The 19320-nt window shown below is 70.7% G+C and carries 17 protein-coding genes; 10 read left to right on the forward strand and 7 right to left on the reverse strand.

The window, feature by feature from the left end; translation table 11 throughout:
- The first annotated feature begins 73 nt into the window (after window positions 1–73).
- Complete coding sequence (locus AC1MBW_RS15320; protein WP_054144871.1) at window positions 74–742, forward strand: DedA family protein; 669 nt, start codon at window positions 74–76, stop codon at window positions 740–742.
- Between the two features lie 90 nt (window positions 743–832).
- On the opposite strand, the gene AC1MBW_RS15325 is transcribed toward AC1MBW_RS15320, so the two are convergent.
- The 5 genes from AC1MBW_RS15325 to AC1MBW_RS15345 form a co-directional block, all read right to left on the reverse strand.
- On the reverse strand, window positions 833–1768 hold the full coding sequence (locus tag AC1MBW_RS15325) for an ABC transporter substrate-binding protein (RefSeq protein ID WP_480025004.1): 936 nt from the start codon (window positions 1766–1768) through the stop codon (window positions 833–835).
- Window positions 1765–2505 (reverse strand): ABC transporter permease, encoded by a 741-nt coding sequence (locus AC1MBW_RS15330; RefSeq protein WP_054144872.1) that lies wholly within the window; start codon window positions 2503–2505, stop codon window positions 1765–1767. The genes AC1MBW_RS15325 and AC1MBW_RS15330 overlap by 4 nt, the downstream gene beginning before the upstream one ends.
- Entirely contained in the window at window positions 2502–3188 is a 687-nt protein-coding gene (locus AC1MBW_RS15335) for an ABC transporter permease (RefSeq protein WP_480025005.1), read from the reverse strand. Before AC1MBW_RS15335 ends, AC1MBW_RS15330 begins: the two co-directional genes overlap by 4 nt.
- Entirely contained in the window at window positions 3185–4021 is an 837-nt protein-coding gene (locus tag AC1MBW_RS15340; RefSeq protein ID WP_480025006.1) for an ABC transporter ATP-binding protein, read from the reverse strand. Before AC1MBW_RS15340 ends, AC1MBW_RS15335 begins: the two co-directional genes overlap by 4 nt.
- A gap of 128 nt (window positions 4022–4149) precedes the next feature.
- A complete protein-coding gene (locus AC1MBW_RS15345) occupies window positions 4150–4797 on the reverse strand; it encodes a TetR/AcrR family transcriptional regulator (protein WP_480025007.1) in 648 nt (215 codons plus the stop codon).
- A gap of 114 nt (window positions 4798–4911) precedes the next feature.
- On the opposite strand from AC1MBW_RS15345, the gene AC1MBW_RS15350 reads away from it, so the two are divergent.
- The 7 genes from AC1MBW_RS15350 to AC1MBW_RS15380 all read left to right on the forward strand — a co-directional run bounded on the left by AC1MBW_RS15350 (window position 4912) and on the right by AC1MBW_RS15380 (window position 11647).
- Window positions 4912–5640, forward strand: a complete 729-nt coding sequence (locus AC1MBW_RS15350) for an SOS response-associated peptidase (protein ID WP_480025008.1) — start codon at window positions 4912–4914, stop codon at window positions 5638–5640.
- 38 nt (window positions 5641–5678) lie between these two features.
- Entirely contained in the window at window positions 5679–6719 is a 1041-nt protein-coding gene (locus AC1MBW_RS15355) for an App1 family protein (RefSeq protein ID WP_480025009.1), read from the forward strand.
- A gap of 95 nt (window positions 6720–6814) precedes the next feature.
- Window positions 6815–7177 (forward strand): helix-turn-helix domain-containing protein, encoded by a 363-nt coding sequence (locus AC1MBW_RS15360; protein WP_054144877.1) that lies wholly within the window; start codon window positions 6815–6817, stop codon window positions 7175–7177.
- Complete coding sequence (locus AC1MBW_RS15365; protein ID WP_054144878.1) at window positions 7174–8457, forward strand: type II toxin-antitoxin system HipA family toxin; 1284 nt, start codon at window positions 7174–7176, stop codon at window positions 8455–8457. The genes AC1MBW_RS15360 and AC1MBW_RS15365 overlap by 4 nt, the downstream gene beginning before the upstream one ends.
- A gap of 110 nt (window positions 8458–8567) precedes the next feature.
- Entirely contained in the window at window positions 8568–8894 is a 327-nt protein-coding gene (locus AC1MBW_RS15370; protein WP_055972315.1) for a DUF6504 family protein, read from the forward strand.
- A gap of 209 nt (window positions 8895–9103) precedes the next feature.
- Complete coding sequence (gene pnuC, locus AC1MBW_RS15375) at window positions 9104–9787, forward strand: nicotinamide riboside transporter PnuC (protein WP_054144880.1); 684 nt, start codon at window positions 9104–9106, stop codon at window positions 9785–9787.
- 69 nt (window positions 9788–9856) lie between these two features.
- The gene (locus AC1MBW_RS15380; RefSeq protein ID WP_480025010.1) at window positions 9857–11647 is read left to right on the forward strand and encodes a glycoside hydrolase family 15 protein; all 1791 of its coding nucleotides are present in this window, start codon (window positions 9857–9859) and stop codon (window positions 11645–11647) included.
- A gap of 67 nt (window positions 11648–11714) precedes the next feature.
- Here AC1MBW_RS15380 and AC1MBW_RS15385 read toward each other — a convergent pair whose 3' ends face one another.
- The gene (locus tag AC1MBW_RS15385) at window positions 11715–13079 is read right to left on the reverse strand and encodes a glucose-6-phosphate dehydrogenase (protein ID WP_480025011.1); all 1365 of its coding nucleotides are present in this window, start codon (window positions 13077–13079) and stop codon (window positions 11715–11717) included.
- Between the two features lie 200 nt (window positions 13080–13279).
- Entirely contained in the window at window positions 13280–14572 is a 1293-nt protein-coding gene (locus AC1MBW_RS15390) for an FUSC family protein (protein WP_480025012.1), read from the reverse strand.
- A gap of 132 nt (window positions 14573–14704) precedes the next feature.
- On the opposite strand from AC1MBW_RS15390, the gene AC1MBW_RS15395 reads away from it, so the two are divergent.
- On the forward strand, window positions 14705–18193 hold the full coding sequence (locus AC1MBW_RS15395; protein ID WP_480025013.1) for a DNA polymerase III subunit alpha: 3489 nt from the start codon (window positions 14705–14707) through the stop codon (window positions 18191–18193).
- A 93-nt stretch (window positions 18194–18286) separates the two neighbouring features.
- Window positions 18287–19309, forward strand: a complete 1023-nt coding sequence (locus AC1MBW_RS15400) for a glutathione S-transferase family protein (RefSeq protein WP_480025014.1) — start codon at window positions 18287–18289, stop codon at window positions 19307–19309.
- Window positions 19310–19320 lie beyond the last annotated feature (11 nt).

The following is a 19320-nucleotide window of genomic DNA, read 5'->3' on the forward strand; positions in this document are numbered from 1 at the left end:
ATCCGCAGATGGACGACACCTGTCGTTTACGGCACCCGGGCGCCGTGCACTCGCTGTGAATAGGCTCGGCCGGGTGAACGACGTGCTGACGACCCTGCTCGACCTTGTGCAGTCCGTCGACCCCGTGCTGAGGACGGTGCTGGCCGGCGTCGCCATGGTGCTCGAGACGTCGGTGCTCCTCGGCCTGATCGTGCCGGGCGACACGGTGGCGATCGTGTCGGCGACGGCGGTGGCCTCACCGTTCGAGTTCGGGGCGCTCGTGGTCGCCCTCGTCCTGGGCGCCCTGGTGGGCGAGAGCGTCGGGTTCGCCCTCGGCCGCTTCTTCGGACCGAAGATCCGGGCGAGCGCGCTCGGCCGACGCCTCGGCGAGGCGAACTGGGTGCGGGCCGAGAACTACCTCGCCCGACGGGGCGGCATCGCCGTCTTCGTGTCGAGGTTCCTGCCGGTGCTGCACTCGCTGATCCCGCTGACCGTCGGCACGAGCCCGATGCGCTACCGGACGTTCCTCACCTGGACGGCCCCCGCGTGCGTCCTCTGGGCGCTCGCCTACGTCTCCGTCGGCGCGGCGGCCGCAGGCAGCTACCGCGAGCTCGCGGACGGCCTGCACCAGGCCGGCTACGTCTTCGTCGGCATCATCGCCGTGTTCGTCCTGCTCGTCGTCGTCGTGAAGAAGGTCCTGCACCGCCGCGAGGAGCGCCACATGGCGCACCCCGACGGGGACGCGGGCGACGACGGGTCCTGACCCGCGCCTCCTCGTGTTCGCCTCGGGGCAGGGACTCGGACGACGGAGAGCCCCGTTCCGAGGACGGAACGGGGCTCTCCGCGAGGGCGCCTAGCTGTCGAGCAGGCCCTTCTCGGTCAGGTAGTCCTTGGCGATCGTGGCCGAGGACTCCTTGTCGGTCTGGCTCTTCGAGTTGAGCTTCTGCAGGTCGGAGGCGCTCAGGACCGCGTCGACGCTCTCGATGACGTCCTGGGCGTCGGAGTCGACCTTGTCGGACACGATCGGGACCACGTTCTGCGGCAGGATCATGTTCTCGGGGTCGTCGAGGGTGACCAGGTCGTTCTCGGCGATCAACGGGCTGGCCGTGTAGATGTCGGCCAGCTGCACGCTGCCGTCGGTGAGGGCCTTGACCGTCAGGGGTCCACCGCCGTCGTCGATCGGGGTCGAGGTGACGTCGACGCCGTAGATGCTCTTCAGGCCGGGAGGGCCGTAGGGGCGCTCGGCGTTCTCGGGCGGAGCACCCAGCGTCAGCGTGCCGGAGTAGTTCTTGAGGTCGGCGAGGCTCGTGATGTCGTTGTCCTCGGAGAACTCTTTCGTGACGTTGTAGCTGTCCTGGTCGGACGCCGCGGCGGCCTTCAACGCGGTCAGACCGTCGGGCAGGGCGGCGGCGAGGGCCGTCTCGACCTCTTCGGGCGACTTCGCGGTCTCGTCCTTGTCGTAGTACTGCAGCAGGTTGCCGGTGTACTCGGGGAAGACGTCGATCTTGCCCGACTCGAGCTCGGGCAGGTAGACCTCGCGCTGACCGATCTGGTACTCACGGGAGACCTTGTAGCCCTTGGCCTCGAGCGCCTGGGCGTAGAGCTCGGCGATGATCTCGTTCGAGTAGTACTGCTGCGAGCCGATGACGAGCGTGTCGCCGTCACCCGACGCGGACGAGTCGCCGGAGCTCAGCGGGTCGCTCGACGCGCACCCTGCCAGGGCCACCATGGCCCCGATCGCGACTGCGCCGAGAACGGTGAGCCGGCCCTTCTTGTTCGCTGTGATCACTGTGTGCCTTTCGTGAGGGGTGTTGCCGTGACCGCCCCGGGCCGGACGGCCTTGGAGCGGGTGTCGGAGGGGCGTCCGGCCGTGACCCCGGCGGGGACGACGAGACGCTGGACGATCGAGAAGAGGATCTCGAGGACGACCGCGAGGGCGATGACGAGGATGGAGCCCGCCAGCATCTTCGGGTAGTCGTTCGCCCGCAGGCCCGTGATGATGTAGCTGCCGAGACCACCCGCGCCGACGAAGGTCGCGAGGGTCGCCGTCGCGACGACCTGGAGGACGGCCGACCGGATGCCGCCGATCAGGAGGGGCAGCCCGAGGGGCATCTCGACCTTCGCCATGATCTGCCACTCGGTCATGCCGACGGCCCGCGCCGCATCGACCGTCTTGCGGTCGACGGCCTCGAATCCCGAGTAGGCACCGGCGAGAACGGACGGGATCGCCAGGATGACGAACGAGATGATCGGCGCGGTGAGGCCGATGCCGACGGACAGGGCGATCAGGGTGATGACGCCGAACGAGGGCAGGGCTCGCGCGCCACCCGAGATCGAGACGGCGATCGACCGACCACGGCCGGTGTGTCCGATGAGGTAACCGACGGGGATCGCGATGACCGAGGCGATCACCACCGAGAGGGCGCTGTACCAGAGGTGCTGGCCCAGTCTCGTAGGGATGCCGTCGGCACCGGCCCAGTGGGCCGGGTCCGCGAGCCAGGCGAACGCCTCGACGAAGAAGTTCACGGCAGCACGACCTTCTGGCGGGCCTGGACGGGCGCCACGGGCTTGGACTTCGCGTCCTTGCGGCTCCAGGGCATGAGGACCCGCCCGAGGAGCACGAGCAGGAAGTCCAGCACGAGGGCCAGGACGATGGTCAGCACGATCCCCGTCACGATCTCGGCGGTGATGTCGCGCTGGAAACCGTCGATGAAGAGGAGTCCGAGACCGTTCACCCCGAGGACACCGCCGACGGTGGCCAGGCTCACCGTGCTCACCACCACGACCCGCAGGCCGGCGAGCATGACCGGACCCGCCAAGGGGAACTCCACCCGCCAGAACCGTTGCCAGGACGAGTAGCCCACAGCCGTCGCCGACTGCGTGACGTCGGCCTCCACGGCGGCGAGGGCGTCCGCCACCGATCGGACCATGAGGGCGATGCCGTAGAGGGTGAGGCCGATGACGATGTTGACGGGGCTTCGCAACGAGGTGCCGAAGACCACCGGCAGGGCGATCAGGAGAGGCAGCGACGGGATCGCGTAGAAGAGGCCGGCGACAGTGAGGATGCCCCGGGACACCCGGTACCGGTTCGCGAACCAGCCGACGGGAACCGAGATGACGAACGCCAGGATGACCGGCGGCACGCTCAGGCCCAGATGCACGATCGTCTTGTCGAGGATGTAGTCGCTGTTGGACCAGATCCAGTTCACGACGTCCACCCACCTCGGACCGGTTCGGTCAACACCCCGGCGGTGCGTCCGTCGCCGTCGACCACCACCTGACCGGTCGGGGTCTGCTCGACGTGCAAGGCGCGCTTGCCCCGGTTGGCACCGATGAACTCGGCGACGAAGTCGGTCGCCGGCGCCGAGAGGATCTGGGCGGGAGTGCCCTGCTGGGCGATCTGGCCGCCCTTCTCGAGGATGACGACCTGGTCACCCAGGTAGAAGGCCTCGTCGATGTCGTGCGTGACGAAGACGACGGTCTTGTCGAGTTCGCGCTGCAGCCGGATGAGCTCTTGCTGCAGATCGGATCGCACGAGCGGGTCGACCGCACCGAACGGCTCGTCCATGAGCAGGATGTTCGGGTCGACGGCGAGGCCGCGAGCGACACCCACGCGCTGTTGCTGCCCGCCGGACAGCTGGCTCGGGTAGCGCTGGGCCAGGTCGCGGTCGAGCCCGACCGTGTCCATCAGCTCGAGGGCGCGGTCGCGGGCGACCTTCTTGGACGTGCCCTTGAGCACGGGGACGGTGGCGATGTTGTCGACGACCTTGCGGTGCGGCAGCAGTCCGGAGTTCTGCATGACGTAGCCGATGCTGCGGCGGAGGCCGACGGGCTCGAGGTCGCCGATCGACTTGCCGTCGATCTCGATGACGCCGGACGTCGGGTCGACCATCCGGTTGATCATCCGGAGGATCGTCGTCTTGCCGCAGCCGCTCGACCCGACGAAGACGGTGGTCTTGCGGGACGGGATCACCAGGCTGAAGTCGTCGACCGCCAGGGTGCCGTCAGGGTACTGCTTCGTCACGGAACGGAACTCGATCATGGGTGGCTCATTCCTCGTGGGCAGCACGAATCGACACTTGCCAGGGCGTTCACCCAACCACAGATCTCGACGATGTGTCATCGACCCCGCCGGGGCCCATGAAGCCGGCCGTCACGCGGCCCGTGAGGTCAGCGCGCGCCGACGAGGGGCTCGAGGTAGCCCGTCAGCACCGTGCGGCACTGGCCGACGAAGCGGTCGTCGCCCTCGGCGTCGTCGATGAAGGCGCGCGCCAGCAGGGCGTTCGCGATCTCGACCGCCACCTGGAGGCCCAGCTCGAGTTCGTCGGTGCGCGTGACCGCGCAACGCTCGACGAAGACCGCGAGCAACTGCTCGGCCAACGGGTTCGTGTACTGGCGCGTCTCGGGCGTGCGCACGTCGGGTGCGTCGGCGAAGCGGATGGCGCGGAAGCCGGGCTCGCTGCGGTACATCTCGGCCTTGGCGTCGACGAAGAGGTCGACCGCACGGCGCCAGTCGGTGACGGCGTCGTCGGACACGGCCTCGCCGACCCGGACGGTCAGGCGCTGGACGGACCGCAGGGCGAGGGCGTCGACGACGGCGATGCGGTCGGGGAAGTAGCGGTAGACCGTGCCGATCGAGGCACCTGCCCGTTCGGCGACCATGGCCGTGGTCAGACGCTCGTAGCCGATCTCGTCGATGATGGCCGCAGCCGCGTCGAGCAGCCCGGTGAGCCGCGCGGAACTGCGAGCCTGGACGGGCTCGTTCCTGAGCAGCGGTGAACCCCCGGGCAGTGCGTCATTGACGTCGGTGACGAGCAACGTTTCTCCGTTTCGTGGCGATGCCTCGACGGGGTCGGGCACGGTGCGATGACGTCGGAGGGGGACCGAAGTGTCGGTCACCGGATGTCGGCGGCTGCCACCAGAATGGATCGCATGTGCGGACGATTCGTGATGGCACGCGCCTCGAGCGACCTGGTGGCCCTGTTCGACGTCGATGTATCAGGAGACACTCTCCCAGAGCCTTCCTGGAATATCGCTCCGACCCGGCCGGTGAGTCTCCTCGTCGACGCGGCACCTCGAGGTGCCGACGCCGGTGGCCCGCCGGTCCGACGCCTCGCGTCGGCCCGCTGGGGTCTCGTGCCCGGTGGCTCGGCGGGCCCCGACTCCGGTCCCCCGCTGTTCAACGCACGATCCGAGTCGGCCGCCGAGAAACCCTCGTTCCGCGACGCCGTGGTCTCGCGCCGTGGCCTGGTCCCGGCCACGGGCTGGTACGAGTGGCAGACCCTGCCCGACGGCTCGAAGCGCCCCGTCCTCGTGCGGCTGCCCGACGACGAGGTGGTCCTATTCGGTGCGCTCTACGAGTGGTGGCGCGACCCGTCGGCCGAGGTCGGCGCCCCGTCCCGGTGGCTGCTGTCGACGACCGTGCTGACCCGCGCCTCCTCGGGTCCGGTGTCCGACGTGCACGACCGCATGCCGGTGCTCGTCGGCACCGACGTCATGGACGACTGGCTCGACCCCGAGACCGAGGGCGACGACGACCTGGTGCAGGGCATCGCGGGCCTCAGCGACGAGATCGCCGAGCGCCTGCTGCACCACGAGGTCGGCCCCGAGGTCGGTTCGTCGTCCGTCGACCACCCGGGTCTGCTCGCTCCCGTCGGCTGACCCGCCCGTTCGACGACCGCTCGTGCGAGACTGAGCGGATGCCCGACACCCGCAAGGCACCGCCCGCCGCCGTCGAGCCCTTCCTGCACCGAGCGGCCCGCATCGAGAACTCCGTCCACCGCTTCCGCGAGAAGCGGGCTCGGCGTCGTGGCCTCCTCCCCACGGTCGTGCCGTACACCGGCTACGGCGCTCCGGGATGGGCCCGGGTGCTGTCGCGCGTCCTGCTCACCCGCACGGGCACGCTGTCGGGTGTCGACCGCCTCAACGTCCGGGGGTGGCGCAGCTTCACGAGCGTGCCCGTCGAGAAGGCCCTGGTCGAGATCTCGCTCGGCGGTCGCGTCCAGCGCGTCCAGGCCGACCGCGGCGGCGTGCTCGACGCTCGCATCGCCGTCGACCTCGAACCCGGCTGGCACGTCGCGACCCTGACCACCGAGGGGTCCGTATCGGTCGAGGCACCGATCTTCGTCATCGATCCGGAGGCGCGGTTCGGCATCGTCTCGGACATCGACGACACCGTGATGGTCACCTCGCTGCCCCGGCCGCTGCTCGCCGCCTGGAACACCTTCGTGCTGAACGAGCACGCCCGGCGCCCCGTGCCCGGCATGGCCGTGCTGTACGAACGCCTGAACGCGGCGAACCCCGGGTGCCCCGTCATCTACCTGTCGACGGGGGCCTGGAACGTGGCGCCGACGCTGTCCCGCTTCCTGTCCCGCAACCTGTACCCGAGCGGCGCACTGCTGTTGACCGACTGGGGCCCCACCCACGACCGGATCTTCCGCAGCGGACGTCAGCACAAGCAGGAGTCCCTGCGCCGTCTCGCCGACGAGTTCCCCGAGCTCAAGTGGCTGCTCGTCGGTGACGACGGGCAGCACGACGAAGAGCTGTACGGGACGTTCCTGCACGACCACCCCGAGAACGTCGCCGCCGTGGCCATCCGCCAGTTGTCACCCAGCGAGGCGGTGCTGGCCGGTGGCCGCTCGCGGTCGGAGCACGCCGAGGGCAGCGACGTGGTCTGGGTGTCGGCACCCGACGGCGCCGGCCTGTGGGAGCAACTGCTCGACAACGGCGTGATCGACTGACCCTGGCTCGACGTGATGTTCCTGGAATAGTGGGATGATCCCGTTTTCTGGGTGAAACTTACTGTTATAGTGGTTCATCCCGTGATTGGAGCATCGTGTTCGACGACGATCAGGCACCATCCTCGAGTGCGCCCTCACTCGTCTCGACCGACGAACGCGAACGCCAGGTCGGCGAGCAGGTCCGTCGCCTGAGGCTCGACCAGGGGCTGGACCAGCTCGAGCTCGCTCGACGTGCCGATCTGTCACCCAGCACGGTGCAGTCCCTCGAGGCGGGGCGGGGCAGCACCCTGCGCTCGCTCGTCCGCGTCCTGCGGGCCCTGGGTGCCGACGACGCCCTCGGGAACATCGCCCCGGCGAGCGCCGTCAGCCCGCTCGACGTGCTGCGGTCGTCGGGCGACGAGCCGCGACGTCGGGTGTACCGCCCCCGGGGTGCACGATCGTCGGGCGACGGCTCGTGAGCTGGGTCCCGGTCCGGGCGGTCGAGGTGACGGCGTGGGGCCTGCGGGTGGGGGCCGTGGCGCTCGACCCGGGCCTCGGGGCGTACGTCTTCGAGTACTACCCGGACTGGGTGGCTCGGGGCATCGAGCTGGCGCCGCTGACGATGCCGGTCCGCACCCGGCGGCACGTCTTCCCGCAGCTGCCCGAGGCGACGTTCCACCGGCTTCCCGCCGTGTTGGCGGACGCGATGCCGGACGACTTCGGCAACGCGGTGATCGATGCCTGGTTGGTGCGGCAGGGGGTGTCGCGGCAGCAGGTGAGCCCGCTGGACCGGTTGGCGTACATGGCGGACCGGGCCATGGGGGCGTTGGAGTTCCGGCCTTCGAGGGGGCCGCGCCAGCGGACGACGAGCGCGCTCGAGTTGAGCGCGCTGGTCGAGGGGGCACGCAGCGTGCTGGACGCCAGCTTCAGCGACGACCACGAGACCGAGTCGGCGATCCGGTCCTTGATCCAGGTGGGGACGTCGGCGGGTGGGGCGCGGGCGAAGGCGGTGGTCGCGTGGAACCGCGGGACGGGTGAGATCCGGTCGGGTCAGTTGGCGGCGCCGGACGGGTTCGAGCACTGGTTGATCAAGTTGGACGGGTTGGGCCCGGACTCCGAGTTGGGGTCGGGCGGCCTCTCCGGCCGGGTCGAGTACGCGTATTCGCTGATGGCCGGGGCGGCGGGGATCGACATGGCCGAGTGCCGGCTGCTCGACGAGAACGGGCGGTCGCACTTCATGACGCGTCGGTTCGACCGTCGGGTCGAGGGCAAGGCGCACGTCCTGACGCTGTGCGGGGCGGCCCATCTCGACTTCCGGCAGCGACAGGCGCACGACTACGGGCAGCTGTTCGACGTGGTCCGTCGCCTGGGGCTGGGCGACGAGGCGATGGCGCAGGCGTTCCGCCGGATGGTCTTCAACGTGCTGGCGGCCAACAACGACGACCACACGAAGAACTCGTCGTTCCTGCTGGCGGGGCCCGAGGCGCCATGGGGACTGTCGCCCGCGTACGACGTGACGTTCGCGCACAACCCGACCGGGCGGTGGACGTACCAGCACCTCATGGGGGTGGACGGCGTGTACCGCGACGTCTCGCGGGCCGACGTGATGCGCCTGGCCGACCGCTTCCTGGTGCGGGACGCGTCGGGCATCGTCGACGAGGTGCGTGACGCGGTGCGGCGGTGGCGGTCGTTCGCCGACGAGGCCGGCCTGCCCCGCGAGGCGGTCGACCACGTCGAGGAGGCGCTGCCCGGCTGGTGAGACCGCGTGCGCCCCCGGCGCCTCGGCTCCCAGCCCACAGAGGGGGTGGCCGATGTCGGTGGGGGTTCGTAGACTCCGTTCGAACACACATTCGAACGAGAGGTCGGCAGATGAGGGTGGACGAGAAGGTCCCGGTCGAGACGACCGCCGACGGGGCGCCCCTGCGCTTCGAGTGGCGGGGGGTCGTGTACGGCGTCGTCAGCTCGCCCGAGCTCTGGGTCACACGCACCGACTGGTGGCGCTCGGCGACCCGGGCGCCGCGCGGGGCGAGCGCACACCTGCTCGAGATGACGGTCTGGCGGGTCGACGCGGTGCCGCTCACCGACGGCGCCCACCGGGTCGACGGCACCTTCGACCTGGCGCTCGACGGCCGGGGCGACTCGTGGTTGCTGCTCGGGGTGTTCGACGACCGGGTCGAGCAGCAGCTGTTCGCCTGACCCCGGGGCGCCGACACCGGGGCCGTGCCACCGGGGCTGTACCACCGAGGCTGTGCCATCACGGGCTGTGCCATCCGGGGCCGTGCCACCGGGGCTGTGCCATCCGGGAATGGCCCTCGTGCCACACTCGTTGCAGCACCAGGCGCCCTGCGCCTCGGGGACGCCGTGGTCCCGCACCACCCGCCTCCCCGACCGAAGAGAGCCTCCCGATGAATCCGTTGCTGTGGTTGTTCGACGCCCAGTTGCACATCGGCGACCAGACGATCCTCTGGCGCGAGGTGGTGGGTAACGTCTTCGGTCTGCTCAGCGCCCTCGGCGGCATGCGACGCAAGGTCTGGGCCTGGCCGATCGGCATCGTGGGCAACGCGCTGCTGTTCACCGTCTTCCTCGGCGCGGTGTTCGACACCCCGAACCCGGTGAACCTGCTCGGGCAGGCCGCACGCCAGGTGATGTTCATCGTCGTGTCGATCTACGGCTGGTACCGCTGGAAGCACGCCGGCGACACCGGCGGCGTGGCCGTCGAGCCCCGCTGGGCGGGGTGGAAGAACCGGGTGCTGATCGTCGTCGGCCTGGTCGGCGGCACCGCCCTGCTGACTCCCGTCTTCCGCCTGCTGGGGTCGTACGAACCCGTCTGGGCCGACGCCTGGATCTTCACCGGGTCACTCCTCGCCACCTACGGCATGGCCAAGGGCTGGGTCGAGTTCTGGTTGATCTGGGTCGCGGTCGACCTGGTCGGCACTCCCCTGCTGTTCAGTGCCGGCTACTACGCCTCGGCGTTCATGTACGTCTTCTACGGCGCCTTCACGCTCGCGGGGTTCGTCGTCTGGGCTCGCACCCGGCGACAGAAGCCCGAGGTCGAGACCCTCTGGCCCGACCCGACGCTGCAACGCTGACCCCTGACCCCTGGGCCCTGAGCCCTGCGACGCCGACCCCGACCGGGGACGCGCTGGTTTGATGGGCGCATGCCCCTGCCCATCGAGAACTACGCACTGATCGGCGACCTGCACACCGGATGCCTCGTGGGCTCCGACGGCAGCATCGACTGGCTCTGCCTCCCCCGCTTCGACTCCGCCTCGACGTTCGGCGCCCTGCTCGGCGACCACGACGCCGGCCGGTGGCTCGTGGCCCCCGCCGACGCCGACGCCACCTCGACCCGCAGGTATGTGGACGACACCTTCGTGCTCGTCACCCGCTGGACGACGCCCACCGGCGTGGTCGAGGTCACCGACCTCATGCCCTACGGCGATCGGCGGGCCGACGTCGTCCGCCGGGTGACCGGCGTCTCGGGCACCGTCTCGATGCACGTCGACCTCGCGATCCGCTTCGGCTACGGCACGGCCGTCCCCTGGGTGCGGCAGGTCCCCGAGGGCGACGGCACCGCGCTCGTCGCCACGGCCGGGCCCGACGCCGTCGTCGTCCGTGGCCCCCGGCTCACGGCCACCGACCACACACACGAGGCCACGTTCGACGTCCCCGCCGGCGAGACGATCGACCTCAGCCTCACCTGGTACCCGTCGCACCGCGAACCGCCGACCGCCGTGGACGTCTCCGCCCGCATCGACGAGACCGTCACCTGGTGGCAGGACTGGGCGTCACGGTGCTCGGCACCCGACGCCTACACCCGCGAGGTGCACCGATCACTGCTGATCCTGCGGGCCCTGACCAACGAGGACACCGGCGGCATCGTCGCCGCCGCGACCACGAGCCTGCCCGAGCAGTTCGGCGGCTCGCGCAACTGGGACTACCGCTACGTGTGGCTGCGCGACGCGTCGATGACGCTCCAGGCGCTCATCCTGCACGGCTACGCGGAGGAGGCCGACCGGTGGCGCGGTTGGCTACTGCGGGCCATCGCCGGGGACCCCGCGGACGTGCAGATCATGTACGGCCTGGCCGGTGAACGGTACCTGCACGAGAGCGAACTCGAGCAGCTCACCGGCTACGACGGCGCCTCGCCGGTGCGCATCGGGAACGCCGCGTACAAGCAGTACCAGGGCGACATCTTCGGCGAGGTGATGGTCGCCCTGCACGAGGCCCGTCTGCTCGGCGTCGAGGAGAGCGAGTACTCCTGGCCCCTGCAGCGTGCCCTCGTGCAGTACGTCGAGGACAACTGGACCCGACCCGACAACGGCATCTGGGAGATCCGGGGCGAGCTGCAGCACTTCACCCACTCGCGGGTGATGATCTGGGCCGCCCTCGACCGAGCGATCCAGGGAGTCGAGCAGTTCGACCTCGACGGCCCGGTCGACCGCTGGCGCGCTCTGCGCGACGAGGTGCGCGCCGAGATCGAGACCCACGGCTGGAACGCCGACCGCGCCTCCTTCACCCAGCACTACGGCACGACCGAGGTCGACGCGTCCCTGCTGCAGCTGTCGCAGGTCGGCTTCGTCGCCGCCGACGACCCCCGCATGCTCGGCACCGTCGCCGCCATCGAGCACGACCTGCTGCAGGACGGCCTGCTCATGCGCTACCGCACCGAGAGCGGCGTCGACGGCCTCGACGGGGCCGAGAACCCCTTCCTGACCTGCTCGTTCTGGCTGGCCGAGCAGTACGCCGCCTCGGGACGCGTCGACGACGCCGTCACCCTGATGGACCGCCTGGTCCGCTACTGCAACGACGTCGGCATGCTCTCGGAGGAGATCGAGGTCGCCACGGGACGACACGTCGGCAACACCCCGCAGGCGCTCTCGCACCTGGCTCTGGTGCGCGCGGCGGACGCGATCTCGCGCGCGAAGGCCGCGACGACGACGTCGTAGGCGCCCGACACGGCGACGGCCGCCCTGCTCTGACGAGCGGGGCGGCCGTGGACGGTGAGGCGGAGGATCAGGCGGGCCAGTCCTTCGGGCCGGTCGAACCGGCGGCGTAAGTGTCGAGCGGTACCTGGTCGGCCTTCCAGGCCTCGATCACGGGAGCGACGATCGCCCAGCAGCGCTCGGCCACGTCGCCGCGGATCGACAGCGTCGGGTCGTCGTGGAAGATGCCGCTCAGCACTTCGCCGTAGGGCGTGAGCTCGGGCTTGCCCAGGGTGACCGACATCGTCGACTTCTCGAGGTCGAAGGGGTTGCCGGAGCCGTTGGTCGTGACGCCGAGCTCCATCGTCTCGGGGCTGATCTCGATGCGCAGCGTGTCGGGCGTCGACGAACCGTTGAGGCCCTCGGGCAGCGCCGGGACCGGCTTGAAGGTGATGAGCACCTCTTTGCGGATCTTGGTCATGCCCTTGCCCGAGCGCAGGATGAACGGGACGCCGGCCCAGCGACGGGTCTTGACCTCGAACTCGACCTCGGCGAGGGTCTCGGTCTGACGGTCGTTGTCGACGCCGTCCTCGTCGGCGTACGCGGGGACGTCCTTGCCGTCGATGGTGCCGGCCGCGTACTGGGCACGTCGGCTCGAGGCGATCGGGTCGGCGTCCTTGACCCACGTGGCCCGCAGGACGCGCGCGATCTCGCTGCGCAGCTCGACCGAGTCGATGCTCGACGGGGCGTCCATCGCGATGACGGCGAGCACCTGCAGCAGGTGGCTCTGGATCATGTCGATCAGCGCGCCGGCCTTGTCGTAGTACTGGGCGCGACCCTCGAGCCCGAGGACCTCGTCGTAGAAGATCTCGACCTTCTCGATGTTCTCGCTGTTCCAGACCGGCTCGAACAGGCGGTTGGCGAAGCGCAGGCCGATCATGTTCAGGACCGTGGCGCGACCGAGGAAGTGGTCGGTGCGGTGGATGCGCTCTTCGGGGACGATCTTGAGCAGCTCGGCGTTCAGCTCGCGAGCGCTCTCCTCGTCCGAGCCGAACGGCTTCTCGAGGGCGAGACGCAGGCCGTCGGGCAGGTCGATCTCAGCGAGCGCCTGGATCACCTTGGTGCTGATCGCGGGCGGCAGGGCGAAGTACATCACCGGGGTGCCCTCGCTGGCCTCGAACAGGGCCTTCAGGTGCTCGACGGTGGTCGGGTCACCCTGGATGTACCGGCTCGACGCCAGCGTCTTCTTCGCGAGGTCGCTGCCGGCGTCGCCGTTGAAGGCGGTCTTGACGACGTCGTCCCATTCTTCGGGGCTGCGCTCGCTGCGGCCGGTGCCGATGAGCTGGACATCGACGCCGCGGTCGCTCTTGAGCAGGCTCGCGAGGCCGGGGAGCAGCAGACGCTCGGTGAGGTCTCCGCTGGCTCCGAGGATGATGAGGGTGGTGGTGTCTGTCACAGTGCAGCTTTCATGGGAGGGCGGCGATCGTGTCGTCGCTGGTCGATCAGGCGGCGGGGGTTCTCGGGGCCACGGGTGTCAACGCACAGGGGGGACGGGCATTCCCGTCGACCGCCCCGGCCGCGGAGGGCACGGGTCGCGTCTCGGCGCCGGTGCCCGGTCAACCGTACTGCTCCCCGGGGGTGAGCGCCGTATCGGGGTCAGCGGGCAGGGTCGGCGTCGCCGTCCTGCACGGTGTCGTGCGGGGCCGTGTCGCGGGGCGCGCTGTCGTCGTCGACCGGCCCCGTGCTGTCCGTGCCGCCCACCTGGCCGCCGGTGTCGTCGTCTTCGGCCGCGCGCGCCTCCTCGGCGGCGTCGTCCTCTGGGCGGGGTGCCGTGGTGTCGTCGGGGTCGAGCGCGGCGATGATGCGACCGAGCGAGACGGCGATGGAGACGCCGCCGCTCGTGTCCGTGGTCGGGCGGTCGCGGTGGCGGTCGACGGCGTCCCAGAGGTCGGCGACGCGGCGCCGGGCGTCGGTGAACGCGTCGACGTCCTCGGCCCCGTGGCGCCGGATCACCGTGGCGACGCCGTGCACGGCGTGGGCGACGTCGGGCGCGAGGTCGTCGGGCATGCCGATCTGGCGGCCGATCCGACGTCCGAGGATGCCCGAGACCTCGGCGACGTCCTGCAGGTGGAACGAGACGCGCTCGTACGTGGCGAGGTCGGCGTACTCCTGCCCGAGGTCGCGGCGGCGGAGCAACCACCGCGGGTTCATGTGACGGGACTCGTCGGCGTACGCGACGGTCTCGCGCACGCGGCGGAGGGTGCTCGGCAGGACGCCCACGCGACGCTCCCACTCGTCGTCCTCGAGGGGCCAGGGCGTCTCGAAGACGCCGGCGATCTCGTCGGCTCGGTCGGCGAGCGAGTCCTTCACCCGGGTGAGGCGCGCCTCGGCGCGCGAGGCGTAGAGCGGCGGCACGAGCAGCAGGTTGACCACGACGCCGACGACGACGCCGACCCCGATCTGGACGATGTAGCCCAACGAGTAGGCCTCGGCGTTGGCCCCGCCGAGCAGCAGGACGAACAGCCCGGCCGTCAGCACCCAGTCGCGACCGGCGCCGAGCCAGCGGATGCCGGCCACGAGCACGCCGATCCCCACGACGACGGCCACCGCGAGCACCCCGGGCTGTCCGTCCTGCAGCGCGAAGACCGCCGTGGCGAGGCCGATGCCGACGATCACGCCGAGCAGCACCTGGAACCCCTGGCGGAGCGAGCTCTTGATCGTCGGGTACATCGCGATCACGGCGCCGAGCGGCGCGTAGTACGGGTAGTCGGCCGCGACACCGGGCACCTGCGGGGCGATCCAGTACGCGAGAGCGGCGGCGAGCGCCGTCTTCACGGCGAGCAGGAGGCGCGGCTGGGCCAGCAGGACGCGGGTCCAGTGGGTCGCGGTGCGGGCGTCGCGACGCAGGGCGGCCCGGCGATCGGGCGGGGTGGGGCGTCGATCGGGCATGCATCGATGATGTCAGGCCGCGGACGCCGGGGACGGGCCCGGCGGTGGAACGGGACGAGCCGGGCGACGTACACTGGTCGAACATCTGTTCGAACGACCCGGCCGGGGGTTCAGCAGCCCGAGGTACCGACCATGAGTTTCACCCACCTGCGCGTCGCGTCGGCGTTCAGCGCCCACCACGGCACGGCGCACCCGAAGGCGCTCGTCGACGCCGCCGTCGCGGCGGGCGCCGATGCGGCCGCGATCACCGACCGTGACGGGCTGTACGGGGCGATCCGGCACGTCGGGGCCTGCCGGACGGCGGGCGTCGACCCGATCGTCGGGGTCGAGCTGGGCTGCCGGGACGACCGCGAGGGGGTCGTGGACGGTGGTGTGGACGACGGGGGTCCCGACGGAGGCGGCGGCGCTGCCGGCGGGGTCGGCGGGGCCGGTGGGGTCGACCGCATCGTGGTGCTGGCGCACGGGGCGCGGGGCGGCGGGCCGGCGAAGGCGGGGTGGGCGGCGCTGTGCCGGCTGATCAGCGCGTCGCACGGTCGGGCCACCCGTCGTGCCAGCGGCAGTGCCAACAGCGTGGCGACCATCGCCCGGTCCCGGGTGCGGGGCTTCGTCCAGGGCGAGACCGAGCCGGCGGCGACCGTGCTGCTGGGGCCCGACTCCGACGTGGGTCGGCTGGTCCAGGCGGGGCGGCACAGCGAGGCCGCGGCGTCCCTCGCCGACTGGGCGGCGACGCTGCCGGGCGGCGTGGTGGTCGAGGTGGTCTGCCATCTGACCGAGCCGGGCGAGAGCCGCAGCATCCGGCACGCGGCACGCATGCTCGAGCTCGCCGACCACGTCGGGGTGCCGGCCGTGCTCACGAACGCCGTGCGGTACCTCGATCCCGACGAGGCCGTCACGGCCGACGTGCTCGACTCGGCCGGCCACCTGGCCGCGCTCGGCTCGTTCCGGCCGCAGCCGAACGCCCAGGCGTACCTCAAGCTCCCCGTCGAGATGCGCCGGCTGGCCCGGCTGGTGAGCGACGCCTCGTCGTTGCCCCGCAGCGCCGGCGACGAGATGCTCGCCGCGACCGAGCGCCTGGCCGACCGGTGCCGCCTCGACCCCGTCGCCGACCTCGGCTGGGGCCGCCCGAAGGTGCCCGAGCTCAGCGCGATCGGCGTCGACGGCGACCCCGACCAGGCGCTGTTCCGGCAGGCCCAGGCCGGTGTCACCGAACGCTTCGGCGACGCCGACCGGGCCCTGCGCGACAAGGTCGAAGACCGCATGCGCTACGAACTCGGCATCATCACCGGGTTCGGCTTCGCCGGGTACTTCCTCACCGTGGCCGACGTCTCGGCGCTGATGCGCGACCTGAGGGTGCGCAACGCGGCGCGGGGTTCCGGTGCCGGCAGCCTCGTCACCTACCTGCTGCGCATCTCGAACGTCGACCCGATCGAGCACGACCTGCTGTTCGAGAGGTTCCTCGGCAACAAGCGCGAGACGCTGCCCGACATCGACATCGACGTCGAGGCGGCCCGGCGGCACGAGGTCTACCGGGCGATCTTCGACCGGTACGGCAGCAACCGGGTCACGCTCATGTCGATGCAGTCCACCTACCGCGGGCGTGGTGCGGTGCGCGACGCCGGTCTCGCACTGGGGCTCGACGACGAGCAGATCGACCTGGTGGCCAAGAACGTCTGGCGGTCGAACGCCCGCGACCTGCGCACCGCGATGGCCGAAAAACCCGAACTGCGCGAGATCGCCGAGCTGGCCCGCAGCAACGACCAGATCGACCTGCTCGTCGACCTCAGCGAACGGCTCGACCGTCTGCCCCGGCACATCTCGATGCACCCGTGCGGGGTGATCCTCGGCGACTCCGACCTGCTCAGCACGACCCCCGTCCAGCCGAGCGGCATCGGCCTGCCGATGAGCCAGTTCGACAAGTACGACATGAACGACGCCGGCCTGCTCAAGCTCGACGTCCTCGGCGTCCGCATGCAGAGCTCGCTCGCCTACGCCCTCGACGAGATCGAGCGCGTGAACGGCCCGCGTGCCGCCCTGGCCGGCGCCCTGCCGGTCGACGTGCCCTACGTGAACCGTCAGGGCCGCATCGAGCTCGACGAGATCCCCCACGACGACGAACCCACCTTCGAGGCGATCCGCACCACGCACACGCTCGGCATGTTCCAGATCGAGAGCCCCGGGCAGCGCGAGCTGATCGGCAAGATGCAGCCCGACCGCTACGAGGACCTGATCGCCGACATCTCGCTGTTCCGCCCCGGCCCGATGAAGGGCAACATGATCGCGCCGTTCCTCGACACCAAGCACGGGTTCCAGCAGCCCGACTACCTGCACCCGAGCTTCGCGTCGTTCCTCGACGACAGCTACGGGGTGGTCATCTACCACGAGCACGTGCTGCGCATCCTCGAGGCGACGATGCAGGTGTCGCTCGCCGAGGCCGACGAGATCCGGCGGCACATGGGCAAGGGCGACGACGACGCGCTCGAGGCCACCTTCCGCGAGCGCACCCGGGGCAACCTCGACCCCGCGACCGGGAGGCGACGCTTCGACGACGCCGCGGTCGACCGGATCTGGGCCGCGCTCAAGGGGTTCGGGTCGTTCGGCTTCTGCAAGGCCCACGGGGCCGCGTTCGCCCTGCCGACCTACCAGAGCGCCTGGCTGAAGACCCACTACCCGGCCGAGTTCCTGGCCGGCATCCTCACCCACGATCCCGGCATGTACCCGAAACGACTGTTGCTGACCGAGGCGCGACGCATGGGCGTCCCCGTGCTGCCGCTCGACGTCAACGCCTCGACCGACGTCTACCGGGTCGAGCGCCTGCGACCGCCGGCGACCCCGATCGCGCCGACCCGGGTGGGCGACCTCGGGCTGCGGCTGTCGCTGGCCGACGTGCACGGCATCAGCGACGCCGAGCTGGCCCGGGTGGTCGTGAACCGTCCCTACGACTCGATCACCGACTTCTGGCAACGGGCGACGCCGTCCCGATCGCTGTTCGAACGCCTGGCGCAGGTCGGGGCGCTCGACTCGGTCGCCGGGCCCGGCCGCACCCGCGGTGACGTCCTGGCCCGGGTGAGGGCGCTCACCGGTCGATCGTCGCGCCCCAAGGCCACCGACGTCGAGAACCAGCTCGACTTCTCGATCGACGACTCCGACACGGTGCCGACCGGCACGCCCGACGTCGACGCCCGGCAGCGGGTCGCCGACGAGCTCGACATCCTGTCGATGGAGGTCAGCGAGCACGTGATCGAGAGCTACCGGCCCATGCTCGACGACCTGGGCGTGGTGCGCGCCGCCGACCTGCGCGACCACTGGAACGGTACGACCGTGCTCGTGGCGGGCATCCGCATCGCGACCCAGACCCCGCCGATGCGCAGCGGCAAGCGCGTGGTCTTCATCAGCCTCGACGACGGGAGCGGCTGCTCCGACTCGACCTTCTTCGACGAGGCGCAGGCCCGCGCCGGCTCCCTGCTGTTCGGCACCCAGCTGATGGTGATCCAGGGGCGCACGCGTCGCACCGGCGAGCGCGGCATCTCGCTCGAGGCCGAGAACGCGTGGGACCTCAAGGCGATGTGGCGCGACTGGAACGCGACCCGCGCCTCCTCGTCCCTGGCCGTCGGCGGTTCCTGACCCCTGTCGCCACCCCGCCCGCCGGGGCCACCGATCGCCTGCACACGTCGCAGCAGCCAGGAATTGCCGACGCCCCGTGCGTAGGGTGGCGCCATGAGCGATCAGCAGGCCAAGGGAAGCTACGTCGAGCCGGGCCAGGAGTACACCCGCGACACCAACTACATCGAGGACCGCATCACGCGCGACGCCGTCGACGGCTGGCCGGTCGAGTCCGGTCGCTACCGCCTCGTCGCCGCCCGGGCGTGCCCGTGGGCGAACCGCAGCGTCATCTCGCGACGCCTGCTGGGGCTCGAGGACGCGATCTCGCTCGGCCTGCCCGGACCCACGCACGACGCCCGCAGCTGGACCTTCGACCTCGACCCCGACGGTCGCGACCCCGTGCTCGGCATCGAGCGCCTGCAAGAGGCGTTCTTCGCCCGTACCCCCGACTACCCGCGCGGCATCACCGTGCCGGCGATCGTCGACGTGCCGAGCGGCAAGGTCGCCACGAACGACTTCCCGCAGATCACGCTCGACTTCGCGACCGAGTGGACCGCCTTCCACCGCGAGGGCGCCCCCGACCTCTACCCCGAGGCCCTGCGCGGCGAGATCGACGAGGTGAACGCCGTAGTCTTCCGCGACGTCAACAACGGCGTCTACCGTGCCGGTTTCGCCGGGTCGCAGAAGAGCTACGAGCGGGCCTACCGCACCCTGTTCGAGCGACTCGACTGGTTGTCCGAGCGGCTCGCCGGTCAGCGCTACCTGGTCGGTGACACCATCACCGAGGCCGACATCCGCCTGTTCACGACGCTCGCCCGGTTCGACGCGGTCTACCACGGCCACTTCAAGTGCAACCGGAACAAGCTGACCGAGATGCCGGTGCTCTGGGCCTACGCCCGCGACCTGTTCCAGACCCCCGGGTTCGGCGACACGATCGACTTCGACCAGATCAAGGCGCACTACTACGTCGTGCACTCCGACATCAACCCGACGGGCATCGTCCCGGTCGGGCCGGACGCCTCGGGGTGGCTCACCGAGCACGGGCGCGAGCAGCTCGGCGGCCGTCCGTTCGGCGACGGGACTCCCCCCGCACCGCCTCGCGCGGGCGAAGAGGTGCCGCCGCTCGTCGCGGCCTGAGGCGCCGCCGC

Source organism: Frigoribacterium sp. AP1, from assembly GCF_056680555.1.

Excerpts from the sequence above, each read along its gene's own strand:
- AC1MBW_RS15340 (WP_480025006.1), bottom strand. The coding sequence starts at position 4,021 with ATGATCGAGTTCCGTTCCGTGACGAAGCAGTACCCTGACGGCACCCTG.
- AC1MBW_RS15350 (WP_480025008.1), top strand. The coding sequence starts at position 4,912 with ATGTGCGGACGATTCGTGATGGCACGCGCCTCGAGCGACCTGGTGGCC.
- AC1MBW_RS15355 (WP_480025009.1), top strand. The coding sequence starts at position 5,679 with ATGCCCGACACCCGCAAGGCACCGCCCGCCGCCGTCGAGCCCTTCCTG.
- AC1MBW_RS15370 (WP_055972315.1), top strand. The coding sequence starts at position 8,568 with ATGAGGGTGGACGAGAAGGTCCCGGTCGAGACGACCGCCGACGGGGCG.
- pnuC (WP_054144880.1), top strand. The coding sequence starts at position 9,104 with ATGAATCCGTTGCTGTGGTTGTTCGACGCCCAGTTGCACATCGGCGAC.
- AC1MBW_RS15380 (WP_480025010.1), top strand. The coding sequence starts at position 9,857 with ATGCCCCTGCCCATCGAGAACTACGCACTGATCGGCGACCTGCACACC.
- AC1MBW_RS15390 (WP_480025012.1), bottom strand. The coding sequence starts at position 14,572 with ATGCCCGATCGACGCCCCACCCCGCCCGATCGCCGGGCCGCCCTGCGT.
- AC1MBW_RS15395 (WP_480025013.1), top strand. The coding sequence starts at position 14,705 with ATGAGTTTCACCCACCTGCGCGTCGCGTCGGCGTTCAGCGCCCACCAC.
- AC1MBW_RS15400 (WP_480025014.1), top strand. The coding sequence starts at position 18,287 with ATGAGCGATCAGCAGGCCAAGGGAAGCTACGTCGAGCCGGGCCAGGAG.